Below are 14,356 nucleotides of genomic sequence, written 5' to 3'. Positions count from 1 at the left end.
GGACTCTTTTCAAACAATCAGATTTCCGCGCCGTCGCTCAGGCCATCGACATCGGCAATACGGTGGCGCACGGCCACCGGGCGTTCGCTGCGGCCGGCATAGTCGCGCGCAAATTGCTGGGCCACGCGACCGCTGCGCGAGCCGCGTTCCAGCGCCCAGACCAGGGCCTCGGGCTGCGCGGCCGCAATCGCCGCATCGTCCAGGCCCATGGCGCGCAGCCACTGGGCCACCACGCGCAGGTACTCGTCCTGGCTGAAGGGGTAGAAGCTGACCCACAGGCCAAAGCGCTCGGACAGGGAGATTTTCTCCTCCACCACCTCACCTGGGTGGATCTCGCCGTGCTCGCCCTTGGAATGCGTCAGGTTGTCGGTCATGTACTCGGGCAGCAGGTGGCGGCGGTTGCTGGTGGCGTAGACCAGCACGTTCGGCGTGGCGGCAGAGACCGAGCCGTCCAGGATGGACTTCATGGCCTTGTAGCCGGGCTCGCCCTCCTCAAAGCTCAGGTCGTCGCAGTAGATGACGAACTTCTCGGGCCGGCCGGCCACCACGTCGACGATGTCGGGCAGGTCGGTCAGGTCCACCTTGTCCACCTCGATCAGGCGCAGGCCCTGCGGTGCATAGGCGTGCAGGCAGGCGCGGATCAGCGACGACTTGCCCGTGCCGCGCGCGCCCGTCAGCAGCACGTTGTTGGCCGTGCGGCCTTGCACGAACTGCTCGGTGTTGCGCGCAATCTTGTCCTTCTGCACGTCCACGTTCTGCAGGTCCGACAGCTGCATGGCGCCCACATGGCGCACCGGCTCCAGCACGCCGCAGCCATTCGCGCGCTTGCGGTAGCGCCAGGCGATGGCCGCATTCCAGTCGGCCGGTGCCTGCAGGGGCTGGGGCAGCACCGACTCGATGCGCTGCATCAGCTGCTCGGCACGCTCCACCAAACGCTCCAAAGGATTCATCACATCTTGCACTGTCTGCCTCCATTCATTTTTTGATAGCTGTTTGCGCTTGATTTCAAAGCATTTCAAATAGAAAACACCTTGAAAGGATTGATTTACCAGCGCCAGCAGCTCCTAAAACACAAAGGAGCCACCAGGCTCCTCATTGCGTTTGCAGCGTTGCACAACGCTCAGCCGGCCAGTGCTGTGCAGGCGCGGCGCAATGATGCAGACAGTGGCAGCGCCACGGCAAACGATTGCCACCAAGCCTGCAGGGCATTGCGCTTGGCAACGCTACCTTTATCAAGAGCGGTAATCGGCGTTGATGGTCACGTAGTCGTGGCTGAAGTCGCAGGTCCAGACGGTCTGGCTGGCCATGCCGCGGCCCAGGTTCACGCGCACGGTGATCTCGGGCTGCTTCATCACGCGCTGGCCGTCGGCCTCCTGGTAGGCGGGGTTGCGGCCACCGTTCACGACGACGTGCACGTCGTCCAGGAACAGTTCGATCTTCGTCTGGTCCAGATCGGTGATGCCGGCGTAGCCCACGGCCGCCAGGATGCGACCCAGGTTCGGGTCGGAGGCGAAGAAGGCCGTCTTGACCAGGGGCGAGTGCGCGATGGCATAGGCCGCCAGGCGGCATTCTTCCTCGGTCTTGCCGCCGTCGATCTGCACGGTGATGAACTTGGTTGCGCCTTCGCCGTCGCGCACGATGGCCTGGGCCAGCAGGCGCGAGACCTCCAGCAGCGCGGCCTTCAAGGCCTGGGCCTCCGGGCTGCTCCAGCCCGTCACCTCGGCATTGCCGGCCTGGTGTGTGGCCACCAGCACGAAGGAGTCGTTGGTGGAGGTGTCACCGTCGATGGTCACGCGATTGAAGGAGCCATCGGCCAGCTCCTTGACCAGGTCCTGCAGCAGCGCGGGCGCGATTGCCGCGTCGGTGGCCACATAGCCCAGCATGGTGGCCATGTTGGGTCGGATCATGCCCGCGCCTTTGCTGATGCCGGTGACGGTGACGGTCTTGCCACCCAGCACCACCTGGCGGCTGTAGGCCTTGGGCTGGGTGTCGGTGGTCATGATGCCTGCGGCGGCGGTGGCCCAGTTGTCGGGCTGGGCCGCGGCGATGGCCGCTGGCAGGCCAGCGACGATGCGGTCCACAGGCAGCTCTTCCATGATCACGCCGGTGGAGAACGGCAGCACCTGCTCAGGCGCCACGCCCAGCGCCTGGGCCAGGGCCGCGCAGGTGGCGCGGGCATTGGCCAAGCCGGCGGCACCGGTGCCGGCATTCGCGTTGCCCGTGTTGATGACCATGGCACGGATGCCCTGCCCGGCCGCCAGATGCTCGCGGCTGACCTGCACGGGCGCCGCACAGAAACGGTTCTGCGTGAACACGCCGACCACGCTGGCGCCTTCGTCCAGCAGGAACACGGTCAGGTCTTTGCGGTTGGCTTTGCGCACACCGGCTTCGGTGACGCCAATGCGCACACCGGCAACCGGATGCAGGTCAGCGGCGACGGGGACGGGCAAATTCACGGGCATTGCAGGACTTCCTACCGAGATAAAACAGTGAGACAGCCATTATCGGGACAAAAAAGAACACGGGCCGCAGCCCGTGTGTGTTCTTTGGTGAAGCGTGCCGTATCAGCTCAGCTTGCCGTGGCAGTTCTTGAACTTCTGGCCGCTGCCGCAGGGGCAGGGGTCGTTGCGCCCCACGCGCGCGCCGGGCGGCAGCTCGAAGCTGTCGCTCTTGTCGCCATCGGCGGACGAGTAGTTCATGCCGGGCACATGTTCGGCGCGGTCTTCGATGCTTTGCGCCGCCTGGTCCAGCTGCTCGGGCTGCTGGATGCGCACGGTCAGCAGCACACGCGTGACTTCGTTCTTGACCTGGTCGATCAGCTGGCGGAACAGCTCGAAGGCTTCGCGCTTGTATTCCTGCTTGGGCTGCTTTTGCGCAAAGCCGCGCAGGTGGATGCCCTGGCGCAGGTAGTCCAGCGCCGCCAGGTGGTCGCGCCAGTTGGTGTCGAAGCTTTGCAGCAGCACGGCACGCTGGAAGTTCATGAACTGCTCGGAGCCCACCAGGTCCAGCTTGCCTTGGTACAGGTCGTTGGCGGCCTTGACGCAGGTTTCCAGGATCTCTTCGTCGGTGATGCTGTCCGAGTCCTTGATCATGCCCTGCAGGTCCACGGACACGTGCCACTCGGCCAGCGCCTTCTCCAGCGCTGGCAGGTTCCACTGCTCTTCCATGGATTCGGCCGGCACGTACTGGCGCACCAGATCGGCCACGCAGTCCTCGCGCATGACGTTGATCATCTCGGTCAGGTCCTCGGCATCCAGGATCTCGTTGCGCTGCTGGTAGATCACCTTGCGCTGGTCGTTAGACACGTCGTCGTATTCCAGCAGCTGCTTGCGCATGTCGAAGTTGCGTGCCTCAACCTTGCGCTGTGCCGACTCGATGGAGCGGGTCACGATGCCTGCCTCGATGGCTTCGCCTTCGGGCATCTTCAGGCGGTCCATGATGGCGCGCACGCGGTCGCCCGCGAAGATGCGCATCAGCTGGTCATCCAGGCTCAGGTAGAAACGCGAAGAGCCAGGATCGCCCTGGCGGCCGGAACGGCCGCGCAGCTGGTTGTCGATGCGGCGCGACTCATGGCGCTCGGTGGCGATGATGCGCAGCCCGCCCAGGGCCTTGACCTCTTCGTGGTCCTGGCGCCACTGCGCGTGCAGCGCAGCGATCTGCTCGGCCTTGGCGGCGTCATCCAGCTCGGGGTTGTGGGCGATCTCCGCTTCCTGTTTGCTGATGTTGCCGCCCAGCACGATGTCGGTACCACGACCCGCCATGTTGGTGGCGATGGTGATCATGCCCTTGCGCCCTGCCTGGGCGATGATGTCTGCTTCCTTGGCGTGCTGCTTGGCGTTCAGCACCTGGTGGGGCAGGCCGGCCTGGGTCAGCAGCTGGGCAATGATTTCCGAGTTCTCGATCGAGGTCGTACCCACCAGCACAGGCTGGCCGCGCTCATGGCACGCACGGATGTCGTCAATCGCGGCGTTGTACTTTTCCTGCGTGGTCTTGTAGACGCGGTCCAGCTGGTCCTCGCGGCGGCTGGGTTTGTTCGGCGGGATGACCACGGTTTCCAGGCCATAGATGCTCTGGAATTCAAAGGCTTCCGTATCCGCGGTGCCCGTCATGCCAGCCAGCTTGCTGTACAGGCGGAAGTAGTTCTGGAAGGTGATGGAGGCCATGGTCTGGTTCTCAGCCTGGATGGCCACACCTTCCTTGGCTTCCACGGCCTGGTGCAGGCCTTCGCTCCAGCGGCGGCCGCTCATCAGACGGCCGGTGAACTCGTCCACGATCACCACTTCACCGTTTTGCACCACGTAGTGCTGATCACGGTGGTAGATGTGGTGGGCACGCAGGGCGGCGTACAGGTGGTGCACCAGCGCGATGTTGGAGGGGTCGTACAGCGACGCGCCTTCGGCCAGCAGGCCGGCGGCGGTCAGAATCTGCTCCGCCTTTTCGTGACCGTCTTCGGTCAGGAACACCTGATGGCTCTTCTCGTCGACCGTGAAGTCGCCGGGCTTGGTCACGCCTTCGCCCGTGCGGGGGTCGGCCTCACCCTCCTGGCGCACCAACTGGGGAGCAAGCTGGTTGATGGCCTGGTACATGGCCGTGTTGTCATCGGCCTGGCCGGAGATGATCAGCGGCGTGCGCGCCTCATCGATCAGGATGGAATCCACCTCGTCAACGATGGCGTAGTTCAGGCCCCGCTGCACGCGATCGGCCTTGTCGTAGACCATGTTGTCGCGCAGGTAGTCGAAACCGTATTCGTTGTTGGTGCCGTAGGTGATATCAGCCAGGTAAGCCAACTGCTTTTCCTCGCGCGGTGCCTGGGGCAGGTTCACCCCCACGGACAGGCCCAGGAAGTGGTAGAGCGGGCGCATGGTCTCCGCATCGCGGCTGGCCAAGTAGTCGTTCACGGTCACCACGTGCACGCCCTTGCCGGTCAGCGCATTCAGGTACACCGGCAGGGTCGAGGTCAGCGTCTTGCCTTCGCCCGTGCGCATTTCCGAAATCTTGCCCTGGTGCAGACCGATACCGCCCATCAGCTGCACATCGAAGTGGCGCATCTTCAGCACGCGCTTGGAGGCCTCGCGCACCACGGCGAAGGCTTCGGGCAGCAAATCGTCCAGGGACTCGCCCTGCCCCAAACGTGACTGGAACTCCTGGGTCTTGGCCTTCAGCGCCTGGTCATCGAGCTTTTCCAGCTCAGGCTCCATCGCATTGATGCGCGCCACCGTCTTGCGGTACTGCTTGAGAAGCCGGTCGTTGCGGCTGCCGAAAAGTTTGGTGAGAAAGTTGACCATGCGAACGGAAGCCGCGCACCAGTCGCCATGGGCACCGGAAGCGGCCAAATCCCTAATGTAGAGTTGCCATGCAGATGGGCTCATTCAGCGATAAAGCAAGAGCCCATCGGCTGAAAGCCAAAAATTGATTCTAACTGCCGCTTTCACTTCGGCACCCGCAGGGATGCCGCATGCACCCACATACAACGCAAGACACGGATAATGTGAGCCCCATCCGGACACTCCACCATGCATTCGCGCCGCCATTTCGCCATTTCGCTGGAGCAAGCCTCCCAGGCTTCCCCCGCCCTGTCCCAGTTGATCGGCCAGGCACGGGAGGCGAATGCGCGCCTGAAGGCCATCACCCCCCTGCTCCCGCCCGGCTTGCGCCACAGCGTGCAGGCCGGGCCGATTGAAGGTGACAGCTGGTGGTTGCTGGTCAAGACATCGGCCGCTGCGACCAAGGTCCGCTATCTGCTGCCAGGACTGGAGGCCCACCTGCGCACCAAAGGCTGGAACGTGGCACGCATCCAGCTCAAGGTGCTGCACGCCGCACCATGGCAAAGCCCGCTGTGAAACTGGAACAGCGAACGCAGTCAATCCCAGTATGCGGGAAGTGTGATCGGAACAATGGATGGTGCCGGTTGTCGGATTCGAACTGACGACCTACCGCTTACAAGGCGGGTGCTCTACCAACTGAGCTAAACCGGCGGTCCGCAACACAGGCCAGAGGCTGCCGAAGGGACAAGGTACTTCAAAGAAAAAGCACCAGAGATGGTGCCGGTTGTCGGATTCGAACTGACGACCTACCGCTTACAAGGCGGGTGCTCTACCAACTGAGCTAAACCGGCGAAGACCGCGATTCTAATACAAGTTTCACGGCCGAAAAAATATCCGCTTACTTCACCCGCTTGAGGGCGGGACGGCCTGTGGCAGGCGTGGGAGGACGCGGCTCGTCACCCTCCTCCACCTGCGGCTTGGCGCCGGAAGTGACCAGCTGCACCACCTGTGCGGGCGCTGGCTCGTCAGGCGCAGCAGCTTCTGGCGACGCCACGTCCACAGCGCCTGCCACATCCAGCACCTCGTCCGGCACATCTGCCAGGACATCGTCCACCACCGGGAACGACATGCCTTGCCCCGACTCGCGGGCATAGATCGCCTGCACACGCTCCACCGGCACCATGATGTCGCGCGGCTTGCCACCGAAACGGGCCTTGAATTCAATGAACTCGTTGCCCAGCTGCAAGCTGCCCGTGGCGTCATAGCTGACGTTGAGCACGATCTCGCCCTCGTTCACAAACTCGCGGGGCACCTGCACGGAACGATCCACGCGCACGGACAGGTAGGGCGTCAAGCCATTGTCCGTGCACCACTCATGAATGGCACGAATCAGGTACGGCCGTGTCGAAGTGGTGGTGGGCTCGTTCATGTACAAATTCCAGCAAACAGCAAAAGCAGTAGATCGGTGCTCGGGGCAGGCGCAATTACTTGCGCATCACCTTCTCGGAAGGTGTCAGCGCTTCAATGTAAGCGGGGCGCGAGAAGATGCGCTCGGCGTACTTCAGCAGCGGCGCCGCGTTCTTGCTCAGCTCGATGCCGTAGTAGTCCAGGCGCCACAGCAGAGGCGCAATCGCCACATCCAGCATGGAGAAGCCCTCGCCCAGCATGTACTTGTTCTTCAGGAACACGGGGGCCAGCTGCGTCAGGCGGTCACGAATGTGCTGACGGGCCTTTTCCACGTCCTTTTCGTTGCCCTTGACGTTGCGCTGCTCCAGCGTGTTCACATGCACGAACAACTCCTTTTCGAAGTTCAGCAGGAACAGGCGCACGCGCGCACGGTCCACCGGATCGCCAGGCATCAGTTGGGGGTGGGGGAAGCGCTCGTCGATGTACTCATTGATGATGTTCGACTCGTACAGGATCAGATCGCGCTCGACCAGGATCGGCACCTGGCCATAAGGGTTCATCGCCGCGATCTCTTCGGGCTTGTTGTACAAGTCCACATCACGGATCTCGAAGTCCATTCCCTTTTCAAACAGCACAAAGCGGCAGCGGTGGGAATATGGGCAAGTCGTTCCCGAGTAAAGCACCATCATGGCGGAAGCTCCTAAAAATCAAAAAGAGTGGGACGCTTCAAAAGCGCCCACTCCGCTGTGACCAAACCGTTTCTGCACCGAAATGCAAAGCGGCTGCAGTCTATCTATTTATTTGACGTCTTTCCAGAATGCGGCGTTCAATCTCCAGGCAATCAGAATGAAGATGCCCAGGAAGATCAAGACGCCAACACCGACGCGAATGCGTGTATTCTGGGCTGGTTCCCCCATCCATTGCAGGAAGTTCACCAAATCACCGACGGCCTGATCGTACTCTTGTGCGCTCATTGTGCCCGGAGAAATGGTTTCCCAGCCCTTGAACACCTGGGTGTTTTGACCATGCACCTCGACATTTTCCAGGATCGCATGACGTTCACCCTGCAGCTGCCACAGCGCATGCGGCATGCCGACCGAGGGGAACACCAGATTGTTCCAGCCAGTGGCCTTGGCCTCATCACGGTAGAACGTGCGCAGGAAGGTGTACAGGTAGTCCGCCCCAGAGCCTTGGGCGCTGGCGCGCGAGCGCGCGATCACCGACAGATCCGGTGGGTTGGCACCAAACCACTCCTTGGCCTGCTTGGGGTCCACCGCCGCCACCATGGTTTCACCCACCTTGTCGGTGGTGAACAGCAGGTTGTCCTTGATCTGTTGATCGGTCAGACCAATGTCCTTGAGACGGTTGAAGCGCATGGACGCCGCCGAGTGGCAACCCAGGCAGTAGTTCACAAACAGCTTGGCGCCGTTTTGCAATGAGGCCTGGTTGGACACATCCACCGGCGCCTTGTCCAGGGCAATCAGACCACCACCGGCAGCGTGCACACCGCCTGCCAGACCCAGAGCGGTCAACAGCGTGAGAATCAGTTTTTTCATTGTTGTTCGCTCCTAGCTCAGTGGGGCTTGAAATTCACGCGGTCAGGCACGGGCTTGGGCGTTCCCAGCTGGCTCCACCAGGGCATCAGCAGGAAGAATCCGAAGTAAAACAGCGTACCGACCTGCGACACACGCTCGCCAATCGGCGAAGGCGCCTGCACCCCCAGGTAGCCCAGGATCAGGAAATTCACCACGAACACCGCATACAAGTACTTGTGCCAGCTTGGGCGGTAGCGAATGGACTTGACCGGGCTCAGATCCAACCAGGGCAGGGCAAACAGGATGATCACAGCACCGCCCATCACCACCACGCCCCAGAACTTGGCATCGATCGCCAGCATCAGCGCCACGGCTACCACGGCAGCACCTACCAGCACCAGCTTGAACAAGCCGGCCATCTTGGCCTTGAAGGCCGTGAACGCAGCCGCCAGCACCACGCAGGCCACCAGCACGTACATCATCTCGGAGGTGATCGCACGCAGCATGGAGTAGAACGGTGTGAAGTACCACACGGGTGCGATGTGCGCCGGAGTCTTCAGCGGGTCCGCAGGAATGAAGTTGTTGTATTCCAGGAAGTAGCCACCGAACTCGGGGGCAAAGAACACCACTGCCGAGAACAGGAACAGGAACACAGCCACGCCAAAGATGTCGTGCACGGTGTAGTAGGGGTGGAAGGGAATGCCATCCAGGGGGTTGCCCTTGGCATCCTTGGGCGCACCGGGCGCCTTGATTTCAACGCCATCGGGGTTGTTCGAACCCACATCGTGCAGCGCCAGCAAGTGCGCCACCACCAGACCCAGCAGCACCAGGGGCACGGCGATCACGTGGAAGCTGAAGAAGCGGTTCAGCGTGGCATCGCCCACCACGTAGTCGCCACGGATCAGGATTGCCAGATCAGGACCGACAAAGGGAATCGCGGCAAACAGGTTCACGATCACCTGGGCGCCCCAGTACGACATCTGACCCCAGGGCAGCAGGTAGCCCATGAAGGCTTCGGCCATCAGCGCCAGGAAAATGGCGCAACCGAAGATCCAGACCAGTTCGCGCGGCTTGCGGTACGAACCGTACAGCAGACCGCGGAACATGTGCAGGTACACCACCACGAAGAAGGCCGATGCCCCTGTGGAGTGCATGTAGCGGATCAGCCAGCCCCAGGGCACATCCCGCATGATGTATTCCACCGAAGCGAACGCCTTCTCGGCGTCGGGCTTGTAGTGCATGACCAGGAAGATGCCGGTCACGATCTGGATCACCAGCACCAGCAGCGCCAGCGAGCCGAAGATGTACCAGAAGTTGAAGTTCTTCGGAGCGTAGTACTCCGACATGTGAACCTTGTAGGCCGAGAATGCCGTGGGGAAACGGTTCTCGAACCAGTTCGTCACCTTGGCGCCCGTGGACGCGTTGGGATCGATGTCTTTGAATTCGTGGGCCATGTCGTTTTAACTCCCTCAAGCCTTGTCTTCACCGATCAGGAGCTTGGTCTCCGACAGGTAGATGTGGGGCGGCACTTCCAGGTTGTCGGGCGCGGGCTTGTTCTTGAACACACGGCCGGCCATGTCAAAGGTCGAGCCGTGGCAAGGACACAGGAAGCCGCCCTTCCAGTCGCTGGGCAGGGATGGTTGGGCACCGGCCACAAACTTGTCCGTGGGCGAGCAACCCAGGTGCGAACAGATGCCGACGGCCACGAGGATCTCGGGCTTGATGGAGCGCCAGGTGTTGCGGGCGTAGGCAGGGGTCAGCTCGGCAGGCTTGCGCTGCGAGTCGGGATCCGCCAGCTGGGCGTCCAGGCTGGCCAGCTCGTCCAGCTGCTCCTTGGTGCGCTTGACGATCCAGACTGGCTTGCCGCGCCACTCCACCGTGATCTTCTGGCCGGGCTGCAAGGCCGAGATATCGACCTCCACCGCGGCACCTGCGGCCTTGGCCTTCTCCGAAGGCTGGAAGGTACTCACAAAGGGGACAGCGGCTGCCACGCCGCCTACCGCGCCAGCGCAGGCAGACGTGATGATCCACGTCCGTTTGCTGGAGTCGACAGGTGTTTCGCTCATGGGGATCCTCGATAAAACATCGCTAGGTATAGGGACAATCGGGAAATTGTAGCGGAGCGAAATTCAGGAATCCAAGCACGCGTCTGACACTACTTTTGCGTTAGATCACGCAATATTGCGCATCTCAACCGATTTGTGGAGTATGCGTATGGGGATGATGCAAGAGTTTCGCGAGTTCGCCATCAAGGGCAATGTGATCGATCTGGCTGTGGGTGTCATCATCGGCGGGGCCTTCGGCAAGATCGTGGACTCGGTGGTCAACGACCTCATCATGCCGGTCGTGGGTCTGGTGTTCGGCAAGCTCGACTTCTCCAACCTGTTCGTGGTGCTGGGCACCATTCCAGACGGCACGCCGCGCACCCTGGCGGCCCTCAAGACGGCCGGCATCCCGGTGTTTGCCTATGGCAACTTCATCACCGTAGCAGTGAATTTTGCGATCCTGGCCTTCATCATTTTCCTAATGATCAAGCAAATCAACCGCTTGAAGCGCGAGGCGCCCGCTGCCCCGCCCGCCCCTGAAGTCACCCCGGAAGAGGTGCTGCTGCTGCGCGAAATCCGCGACCAGCTGCGCCGCTGATCCAGCCACCGCTGGTCCGACGGTTGCGCCGACCGTCCCCCCACAGGCCGCACCGCAAGCTGCGGCCTGTGTCGTTCAGCCCTGCGAAGGTGCCGACAGGCGCTGTGCCATGCGCACCGCTTCGAGCAGGCTGGAGGCATCGGCCACGCCCTGGCCCGCAATATCAAAGGCTGTGCCATGGTCCGGGCTGGTGCGCACCAGTGGCAGACCCAGGGTCACGTTCACCCCTTGCTCAACACCCAAATATTTGACTGGGATCAACCCTTGGTCGTGGTACATCGCCAACACCACGTCGAATTCCCCTGCTCGCGCATCAACATCCCTTGCGCGCATGAAGATGGTGTCGGGTGCAAACGGGCCTTGTGCGTTGATCTGTTCGGCCCGCGCGGCCGCCACGGCCGGGGCAATGATGGTCAATTCTTCCTGACCGAACAGCCCCCCTTCCCCCGCATGCGGGTTCAGCCCGGCCACGCCGATGCGCGGCGCTCGGCCCAGCATGCACGTCAGCGCATCGTGGGTGATGCGCAGCGTCTGCAGCACGTTGTCGAAGGTGACAGCCTCGATGGCCTGGCGCAGCGAGACATGGATGCTGACCAGCACGGTGCGCAGCTCGTGGTTGGCCAGCATCATGCGCACCGGCATCTGCGCAAGCCCAACGCCGGCGTGCGCGGCGGCCTCGGCCTGCAGCAGTTCGGTGTGGCCGGGGTAGTCCACCCCGGCCGCATGCAGCGCCTCCTTGTGCAGGGGCGCGGTCACCAGGGCGGCGATCTCCCCCCGCAGCGCCGCCCGCGCAGCCCACTGCACGCTGTGCGCGGCCGCGGCACCGGCCTGGGCGCTGACCTGCCCCCAGGGCGCGGGGGGCGGCATGTCCGGCAACTGCAGCACCGGGATGCAGCGCGGCGGCACCGCCCACGCATCTTGCGGCGCAGCGATCACTGCCACCGGCAGGTGTGCCTGGCCCGGCCCGGTGATGGCCTGGGCCGCACGCCGCAGCGTGGCCACATCCCCGGCCACAAAACACCCCTGCAGCTCGGACGCATGGTCGCGAAAGGCCTTGGCAATGATCTCCGGGCCGATGCCGGCCGAATCTCCCTGGGTGATGGCGATGGCGTGGGTGTTGGACATGAAATAAACCTCCAGCGCTTATCCAGCATGCGCGGACAGCTATGAATAGTGAGAGTGCTGCGCAGCCACCCGTCCGCGCGGCACGGGAGCGGTGGTGCCACGTTCCGCCGCAGGGCATTGGCCCCGCTGGGGATGACCGCACCGCCAGCCCCCAGGCACGGGCGCGCCACGCTCAGGCCGGATTATCGATCTCGATGAAGCGGTGACTCAGGCCCAGTGCGGCAGCCACATGGGCCGCCACCGCGGGCGCGCCGTAGCGCTCGGTCGCATGGTGCCCCGCGGCGATGAAGGTGGTGCCGGTCTCGCGCGCCAGGTGGGCCTGGGGCTCGGAGATTTCCCCGGTGAGGTAGGCGTCGGCGCCGGCTGCCAGGGCGCTTTCATAAAAGCCCTGGGCCCCGCCCGTGCACCACGCCAGCCGGCGGATGGCCTGTTGCGGCGCGCCGCTGACGCAGGTCACGGGCCGGCCCAGCACGGCCTGCACATGGGCAGCCAGGGCGTCGGCGTTGGCAAACTGCACGTCGCCCAGCAGGCCCAGCGCCTGCTCGCCAAAGCTGCCGCTGGCCTGCACGCCCAGCCGGGCGCCCAGCTGCGCGTTGTTGCCCAGCTCGGGGTGGGCATCCAGCGGCAGGTGGTAGGCGAACAGGCTGATGTCGTGTGCCAGCAGCAGGCGGATGCGTTCCTTCATCCAGCCGGTGATGCGCCCGTCCATGCCGCGCCAGAACAGGCCGTGGTGCACGAAGATGGCGTCGGCACCCTCGGCGATCGCGGCCTCGATCAGCGCACGGCTGGCCGTGACGCCGCTGACGAGGTGGCGAATCTCCGCCTTGCCTTCGACCTGCAGACCATTCGGTCCGTAGTCCTTAAAGCGCTCGGGCTGCAGCAGGCCATCGAAATGGGCGAGAAGGTCTTGTCGCTGGATCATGGGGCCGATTGTGCCAAGCCATGGCAGGCCCCTGCATGCAAAAGGGCAGCCGAAGCTGCCCTCCATGCCGCAGGTCAACGACCGATCAGCCGTGCTGCACCTTGGGCTGCCAGCCGCGCGAGGCCATGGGCCAGAACAGGCCGATGGCCGCGCCCAGCACGCCCATGCCCGCCACGTAGTGGGCGGGCGCCATCACGTCCACCTGCTGCCACACGGACACCAGCATGGGGGTCAGGCCGCCGAACACGGCATAGGCCATGTTGTAGGCAAAGGACAGGCCGGTGAAACGCACCGCCACGGGGAAGGCGCGCACGCCGACGATGGGCAGCAGCGAGATGGAGCCGACGAAGAAGCCCACCAGCGCATAGCGCGCCACCAAGGTGTCCTGACCGGGGAGGCCCAGGTAGAACAGGTAGGCCGTCACGGCCATGCCGCCCCAGCCCAGCACCATGGTCCAGCGGGTGCCGATCTTGTCGTTCAGCCAGCCCCAGAACACGCAGCCCAGGGTCAGGGTGACGGTGGCCACGGCGTTGGCGGTCATGGCGTCGGCGGGGGCGATGTGGAACACCTTCTGCAGGTAGGACGGCGTCATCAGCACCACCACCACCACGGCGGTCGACAGCACCCAGGTCATCAGGGCCACCAGCCAGCAGGCCTGCTTGTGCTCACGCAGGATGGTCTTGATGGGCAGCTCCACGTCTGCGGCCTTGCGCTTTTGCAGGTCCTTGAACAGCGGGGTTTCGTGCAGGAAGCGGCGCAGGTACACCGACACCAGGCCCAGCACGCCGCCCACAATGAAGGGCATGCGCCAGGCCCAGTCGTGGATTTCGGCCTGGGTGTAGGTGCTGTTGAGCCAGACGCCGAAGATGGAGCCCAGGAAGATGCCGCCGGTGATGCCCGAGGTCAGCGTGCCGATAGCCAGGCCGTAGTTGCGGGCGGGCGAGTGCTCGGCCACGAACACCCAGGCGCCCGGCATTTCACCGCCGATGGCCGCGCCTTGCAGCACGCGCATCAGCAGCAGCAGCAGGGGCGCCACGATGCCCAGGGTCTCGTAGGTGGGCAGCAGGCCGATGACCAGGGTGGGCACGGCCATCAGGAAGATGGAAAGCGTGAACATCTTCTTGCGACCGATCTTGTCGCCGTAGTGGGCGATGATGATGCCGCCCAGGGGGCGCGCCAGGTAGCCGGCGGCGAAGATGCCCAGGGTCTGCAGCTGGCGCATCCAGTCGGGCAGGTCGGCGGGGAAGAACAGTGCGCCAATCACGTTGGCGAAGAACACGAACACGACGAAGTCATAGAACTCCAGCGTGCCGCCCAGGGCCGACAGGCTCAGGGTCTTGTAGTCCTCACGGTTCAAAGGACGATGGTGTGCACCGCCCGCCACCTGGTGGGCTTGTGCATTCGGGTGCTTACTCATTGGGTTGTCTTTCCAGAAACTTCAGTTGGTCAGACAGCGCTAG

The 14,356-nt window shown here is 63.4% G+C and carries 13 protein-coding genes and 2 tRNA genes; 2 read left to right on the top strand and 13 right to left on the bottom strand.

The window, feature by feature from the left end:
* Window positions 1–17: 17 nt before the first annotated feature.
* From KAQ61_RS00705 to secA, 3 genes are all read right to left on the bottom strand, one after another.
* A complete protein-coding gene (locus KAQ61_RS00705) occupies window positions 18–950 on the bottom strand; it encodes an ATP-binding protein (protein ID WP_043379904.1) in 933 nt (310 codons plus the stop codon).
* A 282-nt stretch (window positions 951–1,232) separates the two neighbouring features.
* Window positions 1,233–2,462: a bifunctional glutamate N-acetyltransferase/amino-acid acetyltransferase ArgJ gene (argJ, locus tag KAQ61_RS00700; RefSeq protein WP_210930170.1), complete on the bottom strand. Its 1,230-nt coding sequence runs from the start codon at window positions 2,460–2,462 to the stop codon at window positions 1,233–1,235.
* Between the two features lie 102 nt (window positions 2,463–2,564).
* Window positions 2,565–5,285 carry a preprotein translocase subunit SecA gene (gene secA / locus KAQ61_RS00695; RefSeq protein WP_210930169.1) on the bottom strand — a complete coding sequence of 907 codons (2,721 nt, stop codon included), beginning with the start codon at window positions 5,283–5,285 and terminating at the stop codon, window positions 2,565–2,567.
* A gap of 228 nt (window positions 5,286–5,513) precedes the next feature.
* Between secA and KAQ61_RS00690 the strand changes: the two genes are divergently transcribed.
* A complete protein-coding gene (locus KAQ61_RS00690) occupies window positions 5,514–5,840 on the top strand; it encodes a hypothetical protein (RefSeq protein WP_043379894.1) in 327 nt (108 codons plus the stop codon).
* Between the two features lie 59 nt (window positions 5,841–5,899).
* Here KAQ61_RS00690 and KAQ61_RS00685 read toward each other — a convergent pair.
* The 7 genes from KAQ61_RS00685 to petA form a co-directional block, all read right to left on the bottom strand.
* Window positions 5,900–5,975, bottom strand: a tRNA-Thr gene (locus KAQ61_RS00685).
* A 64-nt stretch (window positions 5,976–6,039) separates the two neighbouring features.
* Window positions 6,040–6,115, bottom strand: a tRNA-Thr gene (locus tag KAQ61_RS00680).
* 47 nt (window positions 6,116–6,162) lie between these two features.
* A complete protein-coding gene (locus tag KAQ61_RS00675; RefSeq protein WP_210930168.1) occupies window positions 6,163–6,693 on the bottom strand; it encodes a ClpXP protease specificity-enhancing factor in 531 nt (176 codons plus the stop codon).
* A gap of 55 nt (window positions 6,694–6,748) precedes the next feature.
* Window positions 6,749–7,360 (bottom strand): glutathione S-transferase N-terminal domain-containing protein, encoded by a 612-nt coding sequence (locus KAQ61_RS00670; RefSeq protein ID WP_042419909.1) that lies wholly within the window; start codon window positions 7,358–7,360, stop codon window positions 6,749–6,751.
* A gap of 108 nt (window positions 7,361–7,468) precedes the next feature.
* Entirely contained in the window at window positions 7,469–8,227 is a 759-nt protein-coding gene (locus tag KAQ61_RS00665) for a cytochrome c1 (protein ID WP_042419913.1), read from the bottom strand.
* 17 nt (window positions 8,228–8,244) lie between these two features.
* Window positions 8,245–9,660 (bottom strand): cytochrome b, encoded by a 1,416-nt coding sequence (locus KAQ61_RS00660; RefSeq protein ID WP_042419916.1) that lies wholly within the window; start codon window positions 9,658–9,660, stop codon window positions 8,245–8,247.
* A gap of 15 nt (window positions 9,661–9,675) precedes the next feature.
* Entirely contained in the window at window positions 9,676–10,272 is a 597-nt protein-coding gene (petA, locus tag KAQ61_RS00655) for a ubiquinol-cytochrome c reductase iron-sulfur subunit (RefSeq protein ID WP_042419919.1), read from the bottom strand.
* 148 nt (window positions 10,273–10,420) lie between these two features.
* Between petA and mscL the strand changes: the two genes are divergently transcribed.
* Window positions 10,421–10,849, top strand: coding sequence for a large conductance mechanosensitive channel protein MscL (gene mscL, locus KAQ61_RS00650; protein ID WP_183303209.1), 429 nt, complete (start codon window positions 10,421–10,423; stop codon window positions 10,847–10,849).
* A 75-nt stretch (window positions 10,850–10,924) separates the two neighbouring features.
* On the opposite strand, the gene pdxA is transcribed toward mscL, so the two are convergent.
* From pdxA to KAQ61_RS00635, 3 genes are all read right to left on the bottom strand, one after another.
* Window positions 10,925–11,974, bottom strand: a complete 1,050-nt coding sequence (pdxA, locus tag KAQ61_RS00645) for a 4-hydroxythreonine-4-phosphate dehydrogenase PdxA (RefSeq protein WP_210930167.1) — start codon at window positions 11,972–11,974, stop codon at window positions 10,925–10,927.
* Between the two features lie 172 nt (window positions 11,975–12,146).
* Window positions 12,147–12,896, bottom strand: a complete 750-nt coding sequence (locus KAQ61_RS00640) for a Nif3-like dinuclear metal center hexameric protein (RefSeq protein WP_210930166.1) — start codon at window positions 12,894–12,896, stop codon at window positions 12,147–12,149.
* A gap of 85 nt (window positions 12,897–12,981) precedes the next feature.
* Window positions 12,982–14,313 carry an MFS transporter gene (locus KAQ61_RS00635; protein WP_210930165.1) on the bottom strand — a complete coding sequence of 444 codons (1,332 nt, stop codon included), beginning with the start codon at window positions 14,311–14,313 and terminating at the stop codon, window positions 12,982–12,984.
* Between the last annotated feature and the right edge of the window lie 43 nt (window positions 14,314–14,356).

The sequence above is a fragment of the Comamonas aquatica genome (assembly GCF_018064205.1).
In the GTDB taxonomy this organism is placed as follows: domain Bacteria; phylum Pseudomonadota; class Gammaproteobacteria; order Burkholderiales; family Burkholderiaceae_C; genus Comamonas; species Comamonas aquatica.
This window is presented reverse-complemented; position numbering and strand designations above follow the sequence as displayed.